We start from the raw sequence: 19,853 nt of genomic DNA, 5'->3' as shown, positions 1-19,853 counted from the left end.
GCGCCGCACGCCGCCGGCATCGCGCTCCGGCAGCCGCCCGACCGGCGGTTAACGGCATTTAGCGGGATGAACGCGACACAATCGGCGGCAAAACCCCAGGTCTCCAATCGCGTTTATCCCGCTAAACCGCATTAACCCCCTCCGGGAGCACGGAACCGGCGCACGAGCAGACCCCGACGTGGACCGGGGAGGCCACGAACAGTGCCGGTGGCGCCCTCGACTACCCCTTCCCGACGGCTCGATCCCCTTCACAGCCGGTTAACGGAATTTAGCGGCCCAAACGCGACAGAATCCGCCGCAAAACCCCAGGACGCGGATCGCGTTCAGGCCACTAAACCGCATTAACTCTTCGCGGAGCCGAGATTCCCGGCTTCCCGTGGCTCCTTCCACCCCGCGCACGCGAAAAGGGCCCCGCCCGACCGGAATGGTCGGGCGGGGCCCTCGTCAGACGGCTGCCGGAGCAGCGAACCGGACGTCAGCTCTTGTCGGCGCCGTCGCCCGGGCCGACGTGGCTCGGCTCGATGTCGGCGGCGCGGATGGCGGCGTCGTCCGTCTTCTTCCTGCCCCAGTAGAACAGGCCGGTGCCGGCGGCGAACAGGAACAGCGCCAGCATCGCGCCGAAGAAGCCCCAGGGGCCGAACTGCACGATGATCGGCACGGAGATGGCGGTGATGATGCCGCCGCCGAAGAACGGCTCGAAGACGAGCTGCTTGTAGCCGAACGCCTCGAACGCCGGGGACTTGCCCTCCGGGTCGACGATGCGCATGAGGATGAGGCCGGTGGCGGTGACGCCCATGGACTGGCCGTAGTCGCCGATGCCGCGCTCCAGCCAGAACGACGGGATGGTGCGGGGCACGAGCCACAGCAGCAGGAACGTGTTCACCACGATGCCGACGACGCAGAGGATGACGAACGGCCAAAAGTTGTTGGCGATGGCCTCGAGGGAGATCGTCGCCAGGGCGGACACGATGAGCAGGTCGAGGGCGAGGCCCTGGATGCGCAGCATCATGTTCGCGTCGATGAGGTGGCCGTAGCCGGTCTTGTCGGCGGCGATCTGGACGAAGATGCCGCCGATCATGGCCATCGGGAACAGGGGCACGTAGGCGAGGAGCTCGACCTTGTCGGCCCACAGCATCTGCTCGATCCACTGGAGGCCCTCGAGGATGCAGACGCCGACGAGCACCGACAGGGCGACGTAGGCGACGTGGAGGGTCAGCGGCTCGATGGACGACGGGCGCGACGTCATGGTCGCGGCGACGTACTGCTCGTCCTCGCGGAAGAGACCCTGCTGCTCCTCGCGGGAGCGCTCGGCGACCTCGGTGACGACCTCGGTGCGGCCGGTGCGGATGGCCCAGTTGATGACGGCGATGCCGACGACGATGCCGGCGACGAGGCCGACGGTGGCGACGGCGATGGCCAGGTCTCCACCCTCGGACCAGCCGACTTCGTCGAAGACGGGGATCATGCCGGCGGCGGTGCCGTGGCCGCCCTCGAAGCCGATTTCGATGAGGGCGCCGGCCATCATCGGGATGCCGAAGATCGGCGTGAGGATGAGGGCGGTCAGCAGGATGCCGACGACGTACTGGGACGACGCGAAGGCGAGGCCGACGGACAGCTGGGGCCCGGCGAGGTCGACGACGTCACGCGGCTTCGGCAGCTTCTGGCCGAGGAACAGTGTGGCGAAGACGACGGAGATGAGCAGGCCGGGCAGCTTGGACCAGACCTCGAGGACGTCGGCGCCGAAGACGCCGCCCTCGGCGAGGGAGTCGTTGCCGAACTGGGCGAGGATGGTGCCGAGGACCTCGGGGCCGAGGGCCAGGCCGAGGAAGCCGGCGAGGATGGACGCCGGGAGGAAGAGCTTCTGCGACCACTTGAGGTGGACGCGGAGGACCTTGCCGACGAAGAGGAGGGCGGCCAGGAGCAGGAGCGCGAGGCCGACCCCGTTGGCCGTCACGCCACGCCCCCGGCGAGCTCGCCGAGCGCGGCCATGGCGGCGTCGTAGTCGGGCTCGGTGGTGATCTCGTCGACGAGCTGCACGTAGGCGACGGTGCCCTCAGCGTCGAGGACGACGACGGAGCGGGCGAGCAGGCCGGCGAGGGGGCCGTCGGCCTGGACGGCGCCGAAGGCGTCGCCGAAGCCGTGGCGGAAGTCGGAGGCGGCCTCGGCGTTCTCGATGCCCTCGGCACCGCAGAAGCGGTCGAGCGCGAACGGGAGGTCGCGGGAGACGTTGAGGACGACGACGTCGTCGCCGGAGCCGGCGGCGAGCTCGTTGAAGCGGCGCACGGAGGCGGCGCAGACGCCCGTGTCGACGGACGGGAAGATGTTGAGCACGACCCGCTTGCCGGCGAGATCGCCCTTCGACAGGTCGGAGAGGTCGGTCTTGGTCAGCGTGAACTCGGGGGCGGCCGTGCCGGCGGCCGGCAGATCGCCGGACAGCTGGACGGGGGTCCCCTGGAATGCGGTGGTAGCCATGCCTCATTTTTACATCATGGAGACGTCGGTCACTCCTGAGGTCGTGCTGTGACGCGCCTGATTCGGCGTAGAATGGTCGGCGCATGCCCGTTCCCCGAATTTTCAGGAGGCCGCCGTGTCCGTGTCCACCGCCATCGTCATGATCGCCGTCGAGGCCGATCGCATCCCGGAGGCCGCCGACGCGATCGTCGACATCGACGGGGTGACGGAGGTGTACTCCGTGACCGGCGAGTGGGATCTCATCGCCATGGTGCGCGTGCGCGACCACGAGCAGCTCGCGGACGTCATCCCGAACCGCATCTCGAAGGTCGACGGCGTGGAGTCGACGAACACGCTGCTAGCGTTCCGCGCGTACTCGCGCCATGACCTGGAGGCGGCGTTCTCGCTGGGCCTGGACTGACGCCCGCCCGCGTCGTCCGCGCATCATCCATGTGACGACGCCGCCCGCGCCGCGCCCATCGCCGCCGCGGTGCGCGTCACCGCAGCGCACCCCGTGCGTGACGACGCCGCCCGCGCCGCGCCCATCGCCGCCGCGGTGCGCGTCACCCCGCGCATCAGCCGCGTGACGACGGCCCCCGCACCGGCATCGGAGCCGGAGCGGGGGCCGTCGTCACGCACACGGGGGGGGGGAAAAAACCGCGCGGGGCTACTCCTCCCCCTCGCCCTCCTCGGGCTCGGGCAGCGCCCACGACGGGCGCAGCTGGCGGCCCGCCTCGCGCGCCATGGAGCGGCCGGCGCGCATGCCGCTGAAGATGCAGCCGCCGAGGAACGTGCCCTCCAGCGCGTTGTTGCCGTGGACGCCGCCGCCGCCGAAGCCCGACGCCTCGCCGGCGGCCCACAGGCCGTCGACGATGCCGCCGCCCGGGCGCAGGACGCGGCCGTCGAGGTCGGTCTCGATGCCGCCGAGGGTCTTGCGGGTGAGCATCCGCAGGCGCACCGCGATGAGCGGGCCGTGGTTGCGGTCGAGGATGCGGTGGGGCTTCACGGCGCGGATGAGCTTGTCGCCGAGGAAGCGGCGGGCGCCGTTGATGCGCCCGACCTGGTGGTCCTTGCAGAACTGGTTGGCGGTCTGCAGGTCGCGGGCGTGGATCTGCTCGTACAGGCGGGCGGGGTCGATGACCGGGTTGGTGCCCGGGCGGCCGGCGTCCTCCGCGGCCTTCGCGGCGATGCGGTTCATGCCGTCGACCAGCTCGCCGACGTTCTCCGCGACGACCCAGTCCTCGCCGTTGTCCATGAACGCCTGCACCGGGCCCGGCACGCCGGCGGTGACCTTGTTGACCAGCTTGCCGATCTCCTTGTCCGTCAGGTCCGGGTTCTGCTCCGAGCCGGAGAACAGGAACTCCTTGCCGACGATCGTGCGGTCCAGCACGAACCACGAGTAGGAGTGGCCGGTGGCGAGGATGTGCTTCATCGTCCCGACCGTGTCGGCGCCCGGAATGAACGGCGCGGGCAGGCGCTCGCCCTCCGCGTCGAACCACATCGACGACGGGCCCGGGATGATGCGGATGCCGTGGTTCGGCCACACCGGATCCCAGTTCTTCATGCCCTCCGTGTAGTGCCACATGCGGTCGCGGTTGATGATGTTCGCGCCCGCCGCCTCCGCGACGCCGATGCCGCGGCCGTCGACGTGCGCCGGCACGCCGGTGACCATGTCGTCGGGCATGGGGCCGAGCTTCTCCTCCGGCCAGTAGCGGCGCACCAGGTCGAGGTTGCCGCCGACGCCGCCGGTGGCGATGAGGATGGTGCGGCCGCGGACCTCGAAGCCGCCGAGCACGCGGTCCGGGGACTCGGTGCCGCGCTCCAGGTGGTCGCAGCGCTCGAGGACGTCGCCGCGGACGCCGACGGCGCGGCCGTCGTCCGCGATGACCTCGGTCACGCGGTGGCGGTGGCGGAACTCGACGCGGCCCTCCTCCTCGGCCTCCGCCAGCGGCTCGCTGAACACGCGGACGACCTCGGGGCCGGTGCCCCAGGTGAGGTGGAAGCGGGGCACGGAGTTGCCGTGGCCGTCGGCGGTGCCGTCGCCGCGCTCCGCCCAGCCGACGACCGGCACGAAGCGCATGCCCAGGCCGGTGAGGTAGTCGCGCTTCTCCCCCGCCGCGAACTTCAGGTACTCCTCCGCCCACTTGCGGGGCCAGTGGTCCTCCTCGCGGTCGAAGGCGGCGGAGCCGAACCAGTCGGCCTTCGCCAGCTCCAGGGAGTCGTGGACGCCGAGGCGGCGCTGCTCCGGCGAGTCGACGAGGAAGATGCCGCCCAGCGACCAGAACGCCTGGCCGCCGCGGTTGGCGGCGGACTCCTGGTCGAGGACGAGGACGCGGCGGCCGGCCTTCTGCGCCTCGTAGGCGGCGACGAGGCCGGCGAGGCCCGCGCCGACGACGATGACGTCCCAGTTTCCGGCGTCGTCACCATCGGCCGCGGCGGCCCGGGGCTCCGTCGTGCGGGTGGCGGCGGGGTCGGCGGTCCCCGCGCCGGGCTCGTCGACGGCGACGGCGACGGCGGTCGCGCCGGTTGACGCGGCGGTCCCGGCGGTGGCCGCGGCGGGCTCTCCGGCGGCTGCGGTCACGGTGTTGTTCGGCTCGTTCGGCTCATTCGGCTCGCTCATGCAGCAGACGATACCGGCATGTTTTTGACGGTGAACCGGTTTCGGCGGGCATCGCACCGGGTGCCCCCGGTCCGCGGCCCTACCGGCTCCTGCGGGGCACCGGCATCATCTCCAGCTGGACCATGTCCAGGCGGCCGGTGCGGGCCAGCGCCTCGCGCAGGCCGAGCTGGTAGTCCCACAGGCGGCGGTAGACCTGGTCGTAGCCCAGGCCGGCGGCCTCGCGGGAGCGGGTGGCGAAGGTCTCGCGCCACAGCCGCAGCGTCTCGGCCCAGTGGCCGCCGAAGTGGGACTCGCCGACGATGCGCAGGCCGGTGTCGCGGTCGACGATGCGGCGGATCTCGTCCAGCGTCGGGTAGCGCAGGGCGGGCCAGACGTAGGAGCGCAGCAGGTCGAGGGCGTCGCCGGCGTCGTCGTCGAAGGGCTCGGCGGCCACGGCGACCTGGAGGACGACGGAGCCGCCGCGGGCCAGGACCCGGTCGGCGGAGCGCAGCCAGCGGCGCAGGCCGTCGGCGCCGAGGGCCTCGACGCCCTCGACGCAGATGACGGCGTCGTAGTCGTGGCGGAACTCCCGCGGCCCGGGCGCGGGGTCGTCGGAGCGGAGGATGCGGACGGCCTCGCCGAGGCCCTCGGCGCGGGCGCGGCGCTGGATGGCGGCGGCGTGGTCGTCGGCCAGCGCCAGGACGGAGGCGTCGGCGCCGGCGGCCGCGGCGGCCAGGGCGACGCCGCCGCCGGAGGCCGGCCACTCGATGACGCGGCCGCCGGGGCGCACGCCCGCGGTGCGCAGCAGGCGGCGGTTGCGGCGGTCCTGCGCATCGGGCAGGTCGGCGCGCTCGGGGCCGCGGGGGTCGTCGTAGCGGGTGACGTCGACGAGGAAGGCGGCGGGCTCGCCGCGGCGGCCCGCGCCGGGCACGTGGGAGGGGATCTCCTGCTTCGCGGTGGTGGCGGGGCCGGTGGCGAAGATGGCGGAGCCGTCCTCCAGCCCCTCCCCGGCGTACAGCGCGATGAGGGAGGCGGGCAGCGCGCCGCCGGCCCCGGCGTGGCGGGGCTTCGGGCGGGTGCGGGTCAGGCGGCGCAGGCCGCGGCCGATGGAGCCCTCGACGCCGACGTCGAGGCCGCCGCCGAGCAGGCCCCCGAGCACGGCGGGGAGGTCCGGCGAGTCCCATTCCCCGGCGAGGTAGGCCTCCCCGAGGCCGAGCCAGTCGGATTCGGCGATGCGCGCGTAGGCGGTGGCGTCGTGGACGCGCAGCAGCGGGGCGCCGCCGCCCGCGCCATCGCCGCCGTCGCCCCCGCCGAGGACGACGCCGCGGCGCTCGCAGGCGCGGGCGAAGGCGCGGCGGGCGAGATCCGTTCTGGGGCCGGACATGACGGGTCGCCGGGCCACTCCGGGCCATCGCGCGGCGTCGATGACCTGCCGTTCCATGCGCTTCTCCCCGCCTGTCCGTCGGTGCCCGATCCGCCCCGTTCGTTTTTGTTTCCGGGGCCGGGCGTTTCGTCCACCCAACCTAGCGGGGCGACGGCCCGAATCGGCGGAGGCGCACCCGAGGGCCTATCATGTGCCGGTACCACCATCGCCACCCGTGAAGGAGCGCCATGACCGAGACGCCGTACCGGCCCACCACCGGCCGCCACCATGTCGTCATCATCGGTTCGGGCTTCGGCGGGCTCTTCGCCGCGAAGAAGCTCAAGGACGCCTACGTGGACGTCACGCTGATCGACCGGACCAACCACCACCTCTTCCAGCCGCTGCTGTACCAGGTCGCCACCGGCATCCTGTCCTCCGGCGAGATCGCCCCGCCGACCCGCCAGATCATGGACGGCGAGCCGAACGTCCGCGTGGTGAAGGGCGACGTCGTGGACATCGACGTCGAGAAGCGCACCGTGACCTCCGAGCTCGGCGAGTCGGCGAACGTGTGGGAGTACGACTCCCTGCTCATCGCCGCCGGCGCCGGCCAGTCCTACTTCGGCAACGACCACTTCGCGGAGTTCGCCCCGGGCATGAAGTCCATCGACGACGCCCTGGAGATCCGCGCCCGCATCATCTCCGCCTTCGAGCGCGCCGAGATCACCGACGACCCGGCGGAGCGCGAGCGTCTGCTGACCTTCGTCGTCGTCGGCGCCGGCCCGACGGGCGTGGAGCTGGCCGGCCAGCTGGCCGAGCTGGCGAACCGCACCCTGAAGTCGTCGTACCGCAACTTCAACCCGCACTCGGCGAAGGTCGTGCTGCTCGACGGCGCGCCGCAGGTGCTGCCGCCGTTCGGCAAGCGCCTGGGCCGCAACGCGCAGAAGCAGCTGGAGCGCCTCGGCGTCGAGGTGAAGCTGAACGCGATGGTCACCGACGTCGACGAGCGCGGCGTCACCTACAAGAACACGCAGGATGACACCGAAGAGGTCATCCCGTCCTACTGCAAGATCTGGTCCGCCGGCGTCGCCGCGTCGCCGCTGGGCAAGCTGGTCGCCGACCAGCTGGGCGTCGAGTGCGACCGCGCCGGCCGCGTGAAGGTCAACAAGGACCTGTCCGTGGGCGACGACCGCAACGTCTTCGTCGTCGGCGACATGATCGCCCTCGACGGCCTGCCGGGCGTCGCGCAGGTCGCCATCCAGGGCGGCGAGTACGTCGCCGACCTCATCGCCGCGGAGACCGACGCCGAGGAGGGCGCCGAGCTGCCGGAGCGCAAGCCGTTCGAGTACTTCGACAAGGGCTCGATGGCGACCGTGTCCCGCTTCTCCGCCGTGGTGAAGATGGGCAAGGTCGAGGTCACCGGCTTCATCGGCTGGGTGCTGTGGCTGGCCGTCCACCTCATGTTCCTGGTGGGCTTCCGCAACCGCCTGGTGTCCTGCCTGAGCTGGGGCCTCAACGTCCTGACGCGCGACCGCTGGCAGCTGGTGTCGACGCGCCAGCAGATGTACGCCCGCAATGCGCTGGCCCGCCTGGACCACGTCTCCGGCGACGACAAGCCGATGGAGGTGCGCGACACCCGCCGCGTGCACCGCAAGCGCGGCGAGACCGCGTCCGAGGCCTCCTAGGCCCCGGCTCCCCCGCCCGGCCCCGTCCGGGCGCGCCACGGGCCCCGGCCCCTCCTTCCGCGGAGGGGCCGGGGCCCGTCGTCGTGCGCGCGCCGCCGCGCGGGTGCGGCCGCCGTCGCCGCGGGTTGCGGCGCGCGGCCGGGGCGGGGTCCGTCGTCACGCATGGTGCGCGTGACGACGGGTGCCGCGTCACTCCTTCGGCAGCACCGCGAGCCGGAGGGTCGTGCGGGCCAGGAGCTTGCCCGTGGCCTCGTCGCAGTGGCGGATCTCCCACACCTGGGAGGTGCGGCCGAGGTGCACCGGCTCGGAGGTCGAGACGACGGTCATGCCCGCCCGGCCCGGCCGGAAGAAGTCGGTGGAGTTGTTGGCGCCGACGACCGCGGGGCCGGCGCCGGCGGCGAGGTAGCCGGAGACGGAGCCCAGGGACTCGCCGACCGCGGCGAAGACGCCGCCGTTGACCAGGCCCCACGGCTGGAGGTGGCGCTCGTCGGCGGTGAACGTCATCGTCGCGCCGCGGGGGCCGGCGGCGAGGCAGACGACGCCGAGGACCTCGCCGAGGCCGTCGATGCGACCGCCGTCGGCGAGCTCGTTGAAGCGGGCGACCTCCGCGTCGTCCAGCTCCCGCTGCGCGGCGGTGCGCAGCAGCCCCATGTACTCCTCGAACGTGGCGGAATCGGCCATGCGTGCTCCTGGTGTCTCGTCGATGTGATCGTGCGGGCCGCCGCGGTGCGCGGGGTCCGGTGCCGCGGCGCGCGGCGGCGGGGCGGGCGTGGCGCCGAGCCTAGCCGGTCGCCGCCGGCGGCGGGCCGAAGTGCGCGCGGAGGGCGTGGGCGATGCTCGCGACATCTGCGGCGGTGCGCACCACCGCGGCCAGCAGCACCGGGTCGCCGGTGCCGAGGGCGCGTTCCGCCGCCCGCCACGCGGGGGTGCAGGGCCGGGCGTCGCCGGACTCCGGCTCGGGGGCGCAGGCCGTCCACGCCGGCGGGGGCGGCGGCCGGTGCGGCGTCGCGCGCCGGACCGGCATGGTGCGCGGCGGCGTGGATCCGCCGCCTCCCGGGTAGCCGACGCCGGGTTCGGCGGGCTCGGCCAGGGCGTCGAGGATCCCGGCCGCGGTCGCGGCGTCCATCGCGCGGAGGCGCCGGCTGGCGTCCGCGTCGCGGGGCCGGAGACGGTGGAGCATGTCGTGCGTCAGCCCGTCGAGCACCCCGTTGTGGGCGGGCAGCACGGCGCCGGTGTCCGCGTCGATGAGCCGGCCGCGCTGGGCGAACCAGACGCCGCCGCCGGGGCGGCGCAGCACCTGGTCGAACCAGGAGCGGCAGCGGAACTCGCCGAGCGGCGTGACGACGCGGTGCTCCTCGCCGCCCGGGTACGCCAGCGCGACGTGGTGGCCGTCGCGCACGCCGGCGGGGCTGTCCTGCGTATCCGCGGTGGCCGGGAAGAACGCCGAGGCCGCCGGATCGAAGCCGGCCGGGAGGTCATCGATGCCGAGGGCCGCGCGGAGCTCGTCCGGGGTCACCGGGACGGGCGGGGCGGGCGTGCCGGAGGGATTCGCGGTGCCGGCCGCGGTGCCGCCGCCGGCGTCGCCGAACGCGAGGATCGGCGCCGCGGCGCCAGGCGGCGAGGTCGTCGAGCAGAGCGGGGTGCGGGACGGTCACCATGGTGGCGTCGTCCCAGGCGACGGTGCGCTCCCCGGCGGGGCCGACGAGGCGCAGGCCGGCGGCGTCGGCGCCGGCGAGGATGCCGGTGACGGGCGCGCCGGGCGCGGCCGAGGCGGCGGGCCCGCCCGCGGAGCCGTCGCCGGCGAAGGCTCCGTCGTCACGCGTCCCGTCGTCACGCGCACCGCCGGACGCCCCGTGCACCGCGACGACGACGCCGGACAACGCGGCGCGCCACGCGGGGTCGGCGAGGGCGGCGGCCACCGCGCGGGCCGGGACCGCGGCGCCGTGGTGCAGCCACCCGCGAACGGCGGCGGCGCACGCGCGCCGGTGCCGCTCCAGCGTCCGGTCCCGCAGCCGTCCCGCGCCGTCCATCCGTGGTCCTCCCGTGGTCCGCCGCGCCCGCCGGTGCGGCGGACGTGGCGCCGACCGTACCCGCGGGGCGGCCCCGGGCACCGGGTTTCGGGCCGCCCGCCCGCGTCCGCGCATCGATTTCGCGGGGAAAACCTCCCGGATTCCGCCGGGGAAATCACGGCAACACCGCGAGCCGAGGGGGAAGTCATGCCTATGCTCGTCGCCATGGAGAACTCGCAGAAGCTCGCCCAGATCGGCGTCGTCGGACTCGCCGTGATGGGCTCCAACCTGGCCCGCAACTTCGCCCGCAACGGGCACACCGTCGCGGTGTACAACCGCAGCCCGGAGAAGACCCGGGCGATGATGGAGGCCCACGGCTCCGAGGGCGACTTCGTCCCCTCGGAGTCCATCGAGGACTTCGTCGCCTCCCTGGAGCGCCCGCGCCGCGCCATCATCATGGTGCAGGCCGGCCCGGCCACCGACGCGGTCATCGACCAGCTGGCCGACGCCATGGAGGACGGCGACATCATCATCGACGGCGGCAACGCGCTGTTCGAGGACACGATCCGCCGCGAGCGCGACATCCGCGCCCGCGGCCTCCACTTCGTCGGCGCCGGCATCTCCGGCGGCGAGGAGGGCGCCCTCAACGGCCCGGCGATCATGCCGGGCGGCCCCGCCGAGTCCTACGAGTCCCTGGGCCCGCTGCTGGAGTCCATCGCCGCCGAGGTCGACGGCACCCCGTGCTGCACCCACATCGGCACCGACGGCGCCGGCCACTTCGTGAAGATGGTCCACAACGGCATCGAGTACGCCGACATGCAGGTCATCGGCGAGGCCTACCACCTGCTGCGCGACGCGGCGGGCATGGAGCCGGCCGAGATCGCCGACGTGTTCCGCGAGTGGAACTCCGGCGACCTCGACTCCTACCTGGTGGAGATCACCGCCGAGGTGCTCTCCCAGGTCGACGCGGAGACCGGCAAGCCGCTGGTCGACGTCATCGTCGACGCCGCCGGCCAGAAGGGCACCGGCCGCTGGACCGTCAAGGCCGCCCTGGACCTGGGCATCCCGACCACCGGCATCGGCGAGGCGGTCTTCGCCCGCGCCCTGTCCTCCTCCCTCGCCCAGCGCGAGGCCGCCCAGGGCCTGCCGTCCGGCGCGCTCGGCGACAAGCCGGCCGACCGCGCCGAGTTCGTGGAGAAGGTCCGCAAGGCCCTCTACGCCTCCAAGATCGTCGCCTACTCGCAGGGCTTCGACGAGATCAACGCCGGCGCCGCCGAGTACGGCTGGGACATCGACCGCGGCGCGCTGGCCACCATCTGGCGCGGCGGCTGCATCATCCGCGCCCGCTTCCTCAACCGCATCAAGGAGGCCTACGACCGCGACCCGGCCCTGCCGGCGCTGCTGCTGGACCCGTACTTCCGCGACCAGGTCTCCGACTGCCTGGACGCGTGGCGCGACGTCGTCGTCACGGCGACCCGCCTGAGCATCCCGGTGCCGGTGTTCTCCTCCTCGCTGTCCTACTACGACGCGCTGCGCGCCGAGCGCCTGCCCGCGGCCCTCATCCAGGGCCAGCGCGACTTCTTCGGCGCCCACACCTACCGCCGCGTCGACCGCGAGGGTTCCTTCCACACCCTGTGGTCGGGCGACCGCTCCGAGGTGGAGGCCTAGCCCCGCCGCCGCGGTTCCCCGCGGATCCCCCGGGCGTGACGACGCCCGCTTCACGACGCCCGCCGCCGGACTCCCCGGCGGCGGGCGCCGCCGATCCCGGCGGGTACCCTGGGCCCATGCCTTCGAGGAGCTTCGCCGACCTGGGCGTGTCGGAGCCGATCGCGCGCCTGCTGACGGCGCGCGGCCTGTCCGCGCCCACGCCCGTCCAGGCGGAGGCGATCCCCGCCGCCTTGACCGGGCGGGACGTCGCGGCGTGCGCGCCGACGGGCACCGGCAAGACGCTGGCGTACGCGATTCCGCTGGTCCAGGCGCTGGCGGAGGGGCATTCGCTGCCCGGCCGGCCCCGCGCGCTGGTCATCACCCCGACCCGGGAGCTGGCGGATCAGGTCGGCGACGTGCTGGCCGACGTCGCCGCCGCCCACGGGCTGCGCGCGCTGACGCTGGTCGGCGGCGAGCCGATCGCCCGGCAGCGCACGCGGCTGGCGATGCCCGCCGACGTCGTCGCGGTCACCCCGGGGCGCGCGGTGGAGCTGCACCGCACGGGTCTGCTGTCGCTTGACGACGTCCGCGTCCTCGTCGTGGACGAGGCCGACGAGCTGGCCGACCTCGGGTTCCTGCCGGACGTGACCCGCCTGGCCGTGGCAGCTCCCCAGGATGCGCAGCGGATGCTGCTGTCGGCGACCCTGGACGACCGGGTGGAGCCGCTGGCCCAGGTGATGCTCGGCGAGCCGGTGCGCGTCGACGCCGGCGGCGGCGCCGACGCGGGCACCGTCACCGGCGGCCCCGCCGGAGGGGAGCCGGACGAGCCGGATCGCCGCCACCACCTGGTGCTGCGCGTGGCCGGCTACGACGAGGCCGACGCCCTGGTGCCGTGGCTGGCCGCGCGCGAGGGCCGCACGCTGCTGTTCGTGTCGTCGAAGTCCCGGGTGGCGCAGGTCTCCGGGCTGCTGGCGGCCGCCGGCGTCGCCCACGGGACGCTGCACGGCGACCGGGGCCGCGTCGCCCGCCGGGACGCCCTGGCGGCGTTCGCCTCCGGCGAGACGCCGGTGCTGGTGGCCACGGACGTCGCCGCCCGCGGCCTGCACGTGCCGGAGCTGGACCTCGTCGTCCACGTCGACCCGCCGGCCGACGCCGCCACCTACCTGCACCGCTCCGGGCGCACCGCCCGCGCCGGCGCCGTCGGCGCGGTCGCCGCGATCGTCCGCGCCCCGCAGGCGGAGTCCGCCGCGCGCATGTACGCCGCCGCCGGCATCGAGCCGGAGGAGATCGACGCCGAGCCCGGCTCGAAGGAGCTTGCCGACGCCGTCGGCGCCCGCCGGCCCCGCCCGCGCCGCAACCGTGATGGCCGCTCCGGCGGCGGCCAGGGCGGGCGGGGCTCCGGCTCCTCCCGCAACCGGCGCGGCGGCACCGGCCGCGTCCACCGCCCCAAGCGCACGAAGGGCGGCCGCGGCAAGGGGCGGTCGGGCCGATGAGCGACGACGTCCGCATCCTCGGCCCCGCCGAGTGGCGCCCGCGCGCCGGGGCGCACGCGGAGCGTGCCGACCGCTTCACCGCCGACCACCTGGCCCGGCGCTCCCGCGGCGAGCGCCACCCCGTCGAGGACTTCCTGTTCGAGTACTACCCGGTCCGGCCCGCCCAGCTGCGCCGCTGGTGGCCGGGCGCGGGCTACGGCCTGGCGGACGCCGCCGGCGCCGCCGGCGGGCCGGACGGGACACTCGCGTGGCGCCGGGACCTTGTGGCCGGGGAGGATGGCGTCGTCACGCTCGACCTCCCGCGCTACCTGGACCGCCGCGGCGACTCGGTGCGCTACGTGCGCGACCTCCTGGCGGCGACGCTGGACAACCCAGCGCGATTCGACTGCTTCGGGCTGCACGAGTGGGCGATGGTCTACCGCACCGACCGGCCGCGCCACCCCGAGCCGCTGCGGCTGGGGCGCGACGGCACCGACGCGGTCGTCGACGGGCACCGGCGGTTCCTCGGCTGCACGCACTTCGACGCGTTCCGCTTCTTCACCGACGCCGCCCGGCCGCTCAACGCCCGCGAGCTCACGCGCGAGGGCCAGCCGGCGTGCGAGCAGGCCGGCTGCCTGCACGCGACGATGGACCTGTACAAGTGGGCCGCGAAGCTCGGGCCGCTAGTGCCGGGCGAGACGTGGCTGGACTGCTTCGAGCTGGCCCGCGACGTCCGGGCGCTCGACATGGCGGCCTCCCCCTACGACCTGCGGGACTGGGGCGTGGAGCCGGTGCGCATCGAGACGGCCGAGGGCAAGGCCGAGTACGTCGAGCGCCAGCGCGGCTTCTCCCGCCGCGCGGAGCCGCTGCGCCGCACGCTCATCGCGTGCGCCGATTACGCGCTGTCGCGTTGCGACGTCACCTCCGCGTCCTGACCCCCGCCGCGACGCCGCGGCACGTCCCGGCATACCCCCGCGTGCCGCGGACCCGTCCATCGGTTCCCATGCGCCCCACCCGCCCCATAGACTGGCGGGGACCATCCGGGCGGCGACGCCCGGCCACCGCACCAGGAGGAGCGTGAGCAACCGATGGGACGCCATTCCAGCGGCGAGGGCAACGCCCGCGTCGCCCTCGGCCCCCTGATCCTCGCCGTGCTGGCGGTCGCCGTGGTCGGCGCCGTCATCCTCGGCGTCGTCATGTGGCTGAACAGGGACTCCGGGGACGAGGCCGCCGGCGGCTGCGGCCGCGGCGACCTGACGCTGCGCGTCACCGCCGACCCCGCCGTCGCCGAGACCGTCGCCGACCTCGTCTTCGCCTACGGCGAGACCTCCCCGGTCGTCGAGGACCACTGCGTCCGCCCGCAGCTCGACGTCGCCGGCTCCGAGCGGTCGCTCGCTGGCATCGTCGCCTCCGCCAACGCCGTCGAGGGCGCCCCCGCCACCGGCGTGCCCGCGGTGTGGGTGCCGGCCACCGACGAGCACGTCGCCCGCGCCGACGACGACCCGGCCGTCACCGTCGCCGGGCCGCGGGCGCGCCTGGCCGCCCAGCCCGTGGGCCTGGCCGTCTCCCCCGCCACCCGCGGGGAGTACGAGGGCCGCACGTGGGAGGAGCTCGGCCCCGCCGGCGAGGGCATCGCGGCCCCCGGCGGCGACGACGCCGTCGTGTCCTCCATCGCCGCCGCGCACCTCGACTCGGCCGCCCCGGTCGACGCGGTCGCCGGCGCCGCGGAGGTCCGCGCCCGCTGGACCACGCCCCGCAATTCCGAGGCCCTGCTGGCGGAGGTCGCCGCCGCCCCGGCCGACGCGCCTGTCCGCGCCGTCGCCGCCACCGAGTCCATGACCCGCGCCCACGGGGTGCCGTGGATCGACCCGGGCGGCTCCACCGCCATCGCCGCGCCGGTGGTGTCCTTCGGCGCCGGCGGCGGCGTCGACGAGCTGACCGCCCGCGCGGGCGCCGACTTCGTCCGCTTCCTGTCGGAGCAGTCCCCCGCCGGCGTCGATCCGGCCGGCGCGACGGACGGCCCGCCGGAGGTGTGGGCCTCCCCGGCCGGCCCGCAGGCCGAGCGCGCCTCCGGCATCCAGGGCGCCGTCGCCGCCGTCCCGGCGGACCCGGCGGGGCTGTCGCCGGCGCCGGTGAACCCGGAGGCCCCGGCCGCCCCGAACGCCCCGGTCGACCCGAATGCGCCCGCCGGGCCGCAGGCTCCCGCGCCCGCCGACCAGCCGGCCGCCGCGCCCGTCGCCGGCGACCACGCCCCGGCCGGCTCCGCGCTGGTGCTCCTCGACGCCTCCGCCGCCTCCGACGTCCCGGCCGCCCGCGAGGCGCTGCACCCGCTGCTCGCCCCGGCCGACGAGGGCGACCGCCGCGTCGCCCTGTGGAACTTCTCCTCGCCCGTCAACCCCGGCGTGACGACGCCGGTGCGCGGCAACGTCTGGCTCTCCGGCGCCACCGGCGACGCCTCGGCGGCCGCGCTGGATCAGATCGGCGCCGTCGGCGAGCCGTGGCTGTGGCGCTCCCTGCCGGAGGCCGTCGCCCACGCCCGCGACGCCCACGTGCCCGGCATGGCCAACCGCGTCGTGCTGGTGAGCACCGGCGCCGACGCCACCGCCGACGACGCGGCCGCGGCGGTCGACGTCATCATCGGCGCCGCCGATCCGGAGCGCCCGGTGCGCGTCGACGTCGTCGTCACGGGCGGCGACGCCACCGGCGGCGAGCTGCGACGGCTGGCCGAGGCCTCCGGCGGCTCCTACGACGAGGTCGCCGCCGGCGACGCCGCGGCGCTCGACGGGGCGCTGCGCGCCGCCCTCGGCCTGTAGCGGGCCGGACCGCACGCGGTCGGCGGCGAAGCCGCCCCGCACCGCCGCCCCGCGAACGCGGACATGACGACGGCGCCCCTCCCGGAGGATGGAATCCGGGAGGGGCGCCGTCGTCTGCGTGCAGGGTGCGCCGCGGCGGGAAACGCCGGGCGCGTGCGGCCGTCACGGCCGCGGGAGGCCGCGGGCCCCTAGGAGGAGCGGCGGCGGCGACGGGCGGCCAGCTCGTCGACCATGGGGACGACCTCGGGCTCGCCGCCGACGCGCTCGGAGGGGAACTCCGCGATGGTGCCGGCCAGGTCGCGGACGATGGACGGCACCGCGATGGCGAAGACGCCCTGGCCGCCGGCCAGCAGGTCGATGACGTCGTCGGCGGACTGGCACTGGAAGACGGTCGTGCCGTCGGAGACCAGCGTGATGGTCGACAGGTCGTCGACGCCCATGTCGTGCAGGCGCTCGACCGCCAGGCGGATCTTCTGCAGGGACACGCCGGTGTCCAGCAGGCCGCGGACGATCTTCAGGACCAGGATGTCGCGGAAGGAGTAGAGGCGCTGCGAGCCGGAGCCGTGCGCGTCGCGGATGGAGGGCTCCACCAGGCCGGTGCGGGCCCAGTAGTCCAGCTGCCGGTAGGTGATGCCGGCGACCTGGCACGCGATCGGCACGCGGTAGCCGACCTCCTCGTCCGGGCCCATCTCGAAGAGGGACTCCTGGACCCCGAAGGCGCGCGGCTCGGCGTCGCCGTTCCTCATCTCGTCCATCCGCTATCTCCCTGCGCTCGCGTGCCGCCTCCCCCGCCCGCGGATCTCCGCGTTGACCAGGGGAACGGCACTGGTGTGATTCATCCTTCGCCAAGGCTAGGACACTGTCAACAGAATATCGGGGGACACGCCGAAACATTCAAGTTCAACTTCAACCTTCAGGTTTGGGCGCCGATGCCCGGACGGGCGCCCGGATCCCCCGGACACGACGAAAGCCCAGCTCAGGGAGCTGGGCCGTCGTTCCGGGGCCGATGTGACACCTGTGACTGGTGTGACGAATGCTACCCCTGTGAGTTACCCCTGTGTCATTCGCGCGGCGTGCCGGGGAATCCCCCCGGGCCGTCCGCGTCGCCGGAATCGCCGCCCGAACCGTCACCGAAGTCGGCGGCGTCGATGGAGTCGAGGAACCGGCGGAACTCGTCGACGGAGTCGCGGGCCGCGGCCTCGCGGTCCTCGTCCGACTCCACGACCGGGCCGGCGGCGATGGACGCCGAATCCAGCACGTCGCGGGAGGCGCACACCGGCGCCTCGGCGTCCAGGGCCATCGCCACGGCGTCGGAGGCGCGCACGTCCAGGTGCACCTCGTCCGACTCGTCGCCGAACTGGGAGCCGACGACGCCGCCGACGACCAGGCGGGCGATGAACACGCCCTCGTGGCAGCCGGTGACGTCGGCGCGCAGGATCTCTCCCCCGCACAGCTCGATCATGTCGGCGAGCGCCTCGCGGGCGGTGGGCCGGCGCGGCGCGGTCTCCGCGGGCATCAGCTTCCACTGGTCGCCCGGGTCGATCCACACCGGCAGCACCCGGGCGCCGTCGACCCAGTGCAGAATGAGCACCGGCTCGCCGCCCGGGGCCTGGTGGCGGACGCCGTGGACGGCGACCTCGACGAAGCGGGTGCCGTCGGCGGCGGTGAAGTCCGGCATCGGCTACCGCCCCGTCCCGCGGCCGACCTCGTTCTGCAGCCACGCCGCGTGCAGGCGGGTGACCAGCTGCGCCATCTCGCGCGACCGCTCCTCCGCGGTATCCGCCGCGTCGTCGCGGCGGGAGCGGGCGAGGGGCGCCACGGCGCCGGCGATAAGGTCCGCCTCCCGGCGCACCGACGAGCGCAGCGACCGGAGGTGGCGCACGTCGAGGCCGTAGGAGCGCAGCTGACCGGCGGCGGACGCGATCGCCGCGTCCTCGTCCCGGTACATGCCCATCGCGTCGGGGAACAGCATCTTCGCGGCGGCGAGCTCGCCGATCCACGACTCGTCGACGCCGGCGCGCTCCGCCAGCTCCGCGGCCGTCAGGCGCAGCGCCGGGGCGGAGGCGAAGGAGCCGGGGCGGACGATCGGGGTGACCGAGCCCTCCCCCGCCTGCGCCTCGTCGAAACGGTCGAGCTGCTCGCGGATGACCTTGAGCGGCAGGTACTGGTCGCGCTGCAGCGTCAGGACGTAGCGCAGCCGCTCCACGTCATCGCCGTAGTAGCGGCGGTAGCCCGCCTCCGTGCGCTCGGGCACGACGACGCCCTGCTCGTCGAGGAACCGGACCTTCGAGTGCCGGATGTCCGGGAACTCGGCGGACAGGATCTCGACGACCTTGCCGATGCTCATCGACGGCCCGCGGCCGCCCTCGCCGGAGCTCGTCCCGCGTGCGGCCAGGGCCGCCACTACGCGTCCTTGCCCGCGCTGAGGAAGACGAGGCGGAACTTGCCGATCTGGACCTCGTCGCCGTTGGCCAGCGCGGCGGAGTTCTTCGGCTCGCGGTTGACGTAGGTGCCGTTGAGGGAGCCGACGTCGACGACCTCGAAGGAGCCGTCCTCCAGGCGGAACTCCGCGTGGCGGCGGGACACCGTGACGTCGTCGAGGAAGATGTCGGAGTCGGGGTGGCGACCGGCGGTGGTCACCGCCTGATCCAGCAGGAAGCGGGAGCCGGCGTTCGGGCCGCGCTTGACGACGAGCAGCGCGGAACCCTCGGGCAGGCCCTCGACGCCGGAGACGGCCTGGTCCTGGCCCGCGCCCGACTCCATCTCCTTGAGCAGATCGGCGCGGAACACCGAGGTGGTCTCGACGGAAGCCTCGGGCTTCCCGGCGTTGTCAGTCATGTGTCTTCCTCCGGTCAATCATGTGATTTCCGCTTACCCTTCGAATCATAGCCATTGCCGCCACCTCGCGGAGGCCCGGCCGGGTCGCAATCCGGCATCATCCGCGGCGCGCCCCACCCGGCCGGGGGATGCCGATCCGCGGCGCCGCAGGTCACCGGCGCCAGGTGCGCACGGCCCGCCAGACGTAGAGGACGCCGGTCCACACGTAGAGCGCCGCCCCCCAGATCAACAGCGCCGACGCCCACGGGGCGAACAGCGGCGAGAACGACCAGCCCGCCACCGACGCCAGGTACAGCGGGATCGCCCACATCAGGGCGAAGGTGGCGGCCTTGCCCAGGTACATCACCCGGGGCCGCACCCCGCGGGCGCGGTAGGCCAGCAGCGTCGGCGCCAGCGCCACGTCGCGGGCGACGAGCACCGCCGCGATCCACCACGGCAGCATCCCGGCCAGCACGAACGTCACCGGGGCGACGATGATGAGCAGCCGGTCGGCCATCGGGTCGAGGTACTCGCCGATGCGCGAGCCCATGTCGAAGGCGCGCGCGATCTTGCCGTCGAGCCAGTCCGTCACCGTCGAGGCGACGAGCACGCCCAGCGCCCAGCCCGGCTCGCCCGGGCCCAGCAGCAGCCAGGCGAAGACGGGCACGAGCAGGATGCGCAGCACCGACAGGGCGTTGGGGATGGTGAGGACGCGGTCGCTGGGCCGGCCGGCCTGGCGGCGCGCCTCGTCCTCCACCTCCGGCGGCACCGCGCGGGCCAGGTGGCCCTCCTGGCGCACGCCCAGCCGGCGGCGCACCGCCTCGTCGCGGGCGTCGTAGCGGTCGCGGGCGCGCGCGGCACCCCGGCGCGCCGCATCCCTGGCGCGGGCGGCCGGCCCGCCGGCGGCGGGATCGCCCGCGGCGCGGGTCCCGTCGTCACGTGTCCCCGGATCCGCCGGGGCCCTGCCCTGCTGCTCCACGCCCGGCACGCTACCCGGTGC

The 19,853-nt window shown here is 74.6% G+C and carries 18 protein-coding genes; 6 read left to right on the top strand and 12 right to left on the bottom strand.

Annotated features, from left to right (window positions below; translation table 11 throughout):
• Positions 1–475: 475 nt before the first annotated feature.
• Entirely contained in the window at positions 476–1,954 is a 1,479-nt protein-coding gene (locus QQS41_RS00275) for a sodium/glutamate symporter (protein WP_448850714.1), read from the bottom strand.
• The gene (gene tpx / locus QQS41_RS00270; protein WP_448850713.1) at positions 1,951–2,472 is read right to left on the bottom strand and encodes a thiol peroxidase; all 522 of its coding nucleotides are present in this window, start codon (positions 2,470–2,472) and stop codon (positions 1,951–1,953) included. Before tpx ends, QQS41_RS00275 begins: the two co-directional genes overlap by 4 nt.
• Positions 2,473–2,611: 139 nt before the next feature.
• Here tpx and QQS41_RS00265 point away from each other — a divergent pair, with 139 nt between their 5' ends.
• Positions 2,612–2,872: an Lrp/AsnC family transcriptional regulator gene (locus QQS41_RS00265; RefSeq protein WP_448851915.1), complete on the top strand. Its 261-nt coding sequence runs from the start codon at positions 2,612–2,614 to the stop codon at positions 2,870–2,872.
• A 246-nt stretch (positions 2,873–3,118) separates the two neighbouring features.
• On the opposite strand, the gene QQS41_RS00260 is transcribed toward QQS41_RS00265, so the two are convergent.
• On the bottom strand, positions 3,119–5,071 hold the full coding sequence (locus QQS41_RS00260; RefSeq protein WP_448850712.1) for an FAD-binding dehydrogenase: 1,953 nt from the start codon (positions 5,069–5,071) through the stop codon (positions 3,119–3,121).
• Positions 5,072–5,150: 79 nt separating this feature from the next.
• Positions 5,151–6,434, bottom strand: a complete 1,284-nt coding sequence (locus QQS41_RS00255; protein WP_448850711.1) for a class I SAM-dependent methyltransferase — start codon at positions 6,432–6,434, stop codon at positions 5,151–5,153.
• 227 nt (positions 6,435–6,661) lie between these two features.
• On the opposite strand from QQS41_RS00255, the gene QQS41_RS00250 reads away from it, so the two are divergent.
• Positions 6,662–8,095, top strand: a complete 1,434-nt coding sequence (locus tag QQS41_RS00250; RefSeq protein ID WP_448850710.1) for an NAD(P)/FAD-dependent oxidoreductase — start codon at positions 6,662–6,664, stop codon at positions 8,093–8,095.
• A 189-nt stretch (positions 8,096–8,284) separates the two neighbouring features.
• Here the strand turns inward: QQS41_RS00250 and QQS41_RS00245 are convergent, their stop codons facing one another.
• From QQS41_RS00245 to QQS41_RS00235, 3 genes are all read right to left on the bottom strand, one after another.
• Entirely contained in the window at positions 8,285–8,776 is a 492-nt protein-coding gene (locus tag QQS41_RS00245; protein WP_448850709.1) for a PaaI family thioesterase, read from the bottom strand.
• 100 nt (positions 8,777–8,876) lie between these two features.
• The gene (locus tag QQS41_RS00240) at positions 8,877–9,611 is read right to left on the bottom strand and encodes a hypothetical protein (protein ID WP_448850708.1); all 735 of its coding nucleotides are present in this window, start codon (positions 9,609–9,611) and stop codon (positions 8,877–8,879) included.
• Positions 9,571–10,125, bottom strand: a complete 555-nt coding sequence (locus QQS41_RS00235) for a hypothetical protein (RefSeq protein WP_448850707.1) — start codon at positions 10,123–10,125, stop codon at positions 9,571–9,573. Before QQS41_RS00235 ends, QQS41_RS00240 begins: the two co-directional genes overlap by 41 nt.
• A 204-nt stretch (positions 10,126–10,329) precedes the next feature.
• On the opposite strand from QQS41_RS00235, the gene gndA reads away from it, so the two are divergent.
• The 4 genes from gndA (at position 10,330) to QQS41_RS00215 (ending at position 16,036) form a co-directional block, all read left to right on the top strand.
• Entirely contained in the window at positions 10,330–11,772 is a 1,443-nt protein-coding gene (gene gndA, locus QQS41_RS00230) for an NADP-dependent phosphogluconate dehydrogenase (RefSeq protein WP_448850706.1), read from the top strand.
• Between the two features lie 116 nt (positions 11,773–11,888).
• The gene (locus QQS41_RS00225) at positions 11,889–13,244 is read left to right on the top strand and encodes a DEAD/DEAH box helicase (RefSeq protein ID WP_448850705.1); all 1,356 of its coding nucleotides are present in this window, start codon (positions 11,889–11,891) and stop codon (positions 13,242–13,244) included.
• Positions 13,241–14,158, top strand: a complete 918-nt coding sequence (locus QQS41_RS00220; protein WP_448850704.1) for a 3-methyladenine DNA glycosylase — start codon at positions 13,241–13,243, stop codon at positions 14,156–14,158. Before QQS41_RS00225 ends, QQS41_RS00220 begins: the two co-directional genes overlap by 4 nt.
• Positions 14,159–14,311: 153 nt before the next feature.
• On the top strand, positions 14,312–16,036 hold the full coding sequence (locus tag QQS41_RS00215) for a hypothetical protein (RefSeq protein WP_448850703.1): 1,725 nt from the start codon (positions 14,312–14,314) through the stop codon (positions 16,034–16,036).
• A 188-nt stretch (positions 16,037–16,224) separates the two neighbouring features.
• Here QQS41_RS00215 and QQS41_RS00210 read toward each other — a convergent pair whose 3' ends face one another.
• The 5 genes from QQS41_RS00210 to QQS41_RS00190 form a co-directional block, all read right to left on the bottom strand.
• Entirely contained in the window at positions 16,225–16,782 is a 558-nt protein-coding gene (locus tag QQS41_RS00210) for a MerR family transcriptional regulator (protein WP_448851914.1), read from the bottom strand.
• 314 nt (positions 16,783–17,096) lie between these two features.
• Complete coding sequence (locus QQS41_RS00205; RefSeq protein WP_448850702.1) at positions 17,097–17,714, bottom strand: bifunctional nuclease family protein; 618 nt, start codon at positions 17,712–17,714, stop codon at positions 17,097–17,099.
• A gap of 3 nt (positions 17,715–17,717) precedes the next feature.
• Positions 17,718–18,440: a transcriptional regulator FtsR gene (gene ftsR, locus QQS41_RS00200; RefSeq protein WP_448850701.1), complete on the bottom strand. Its 723-nt coding sequence runs from the start codon at positions 18,438–18,440 to the stop codon at positions 17,718–17,720.
• Entirely contained in the window at positions 18,440–18,874 is a 435-nt protein-coding gene (gene odhI, locus QQS41_RS00195) for an oxoglutarate dehydrogenase inhibitor Odhl (protein WP_448850700.1), read from the bottom strand. The genes ftsR and odhI overlap by 1 nt, the downstream gene beginning before the upstream one ends.
• 151 nt (positions 18,875–19,025) lie before the next feature.
• Entirely contained in the window at positions 19,026–19,832 is an 807-nt protein-coding gene (locus QQS41_RS00190) for a CDP-alcohol phosphatidyltransferase family protein (RefSeq protein ID WP_448850699.1), read from the bottom strand.
• Positions 19,833–19,853: the final 21 nt, after the last annotated feature.

It is taken from the genome of Corynebacterium sp. 335C (genome assembly GCF_053525695.1).
The sequence above is the reverse complement of the archived record's forward strand: the minus strand, read 5'-3'. Positions and strand labels throughout refer to the sequence as shown.

Excerpts from the sequence above, each read along its gene's own strand:
- QQS41_RS00260 (WP_448850712.1), bottom strand. The coding sequence starts at position 5,071 with ATGAGCGAGCCGAATGAGCCGAACGAGCCGAACAACACCGTGACCGCA.
- tpx (WP_448850713.1), bottom strand. The coding sequence starts at position 2,472 with ATGGCTACCACCGCATTCCAGGGGACCCCCGTCCAGCTGTCCGGCGAT.
- gndA (WP_448850706.1), top strand. The coding sequence starts at position 10,330 with ATGGAGAACTCGCAGAAGCTCGCCCAGATCGGCGTCGTCGGACTCGCC.
- QQS41_RS00225 (WP_448850705.1), top strand. The coding sequence starts at position 11,889 with ATGCCTTCGAGGAGCTTCGCCGACCTGGGCGTGTCGGAGCCGATCGCG.
- QQS41_RS00205 (WP_448850702.1), bottom strand. The coding sequence starts at position 17,714 with ATGCCGGACTTCACCGCCGCCGACGGCACCCGCTTCGTCGAGGTCGCC.
- QQS41_RS00220 (WP_448850704.1), top strand. The coding sequence starts at position 13,241 with ATGAGCGACGACGTCCGCATCCTCGGCCCCGCCGAGTGGCGCCCGCGC.
- QQS41_RS00265 (WP_448851915.1), top strand. The coding sequence starts at position 2,612 with ATGATCGCCGTCGAGGCCGATCGCATCCCGGAGGCCGCCGACGCGATC.
- QQS41_RS00250 (WP_448850710.1), top strand. The coding sequence starts at position 6,662 with ATGACCGAGACGCCGTACCGGCCCACCACCGGCCGCCACCATGTCGTC.
- odhI (WP_448850700.1), bottom strand. The coding sequence starts at position 18,874 with ATGACTGACAACGCCGGGAAGCCCGAGGCTTCCGTCGAGACCACCTCG.
- QQS41_RS00255 (WP_448850711.1), bottom strand. The coding sequence starts at position 6,434 with ATGTCCGGCCCCAGAACGGATCTCGCCCGCCGCGCCTTCGCCCGCGCC.
- QQS41_RS00210 (WP_448851914.1), bottom strand. The coding sequence starts at position 16,782 with ATGAGGAACGGCGACGCCGAGCCGCGCGCCTTCGGGGTCCAGGAGTCC.
- QQS41_RS00235 (WP_448850707.1), bottom strand. The coding sequence starts at position 10,125 with ATGGACGGCGCGGGACGGCTGCGGGACCGGACGCTGGAGCGGCACCGG.
- QQS41_RS00245 (WP_448850709.1), bottom strand. The coding sequence starts at position 8,776 with ATGGCCGATTCCGCCACGTTCGAGGAGTACATGGGGCTGCTGCGCACC.
- QQS41_RS00215 (WP_448850703.1), top strand. The coding sequence starts at position 14,312 with ATGGGACGCCATTCCAGCGGCGAGGGCAACGCCCGCGTCGCCCTCGGC.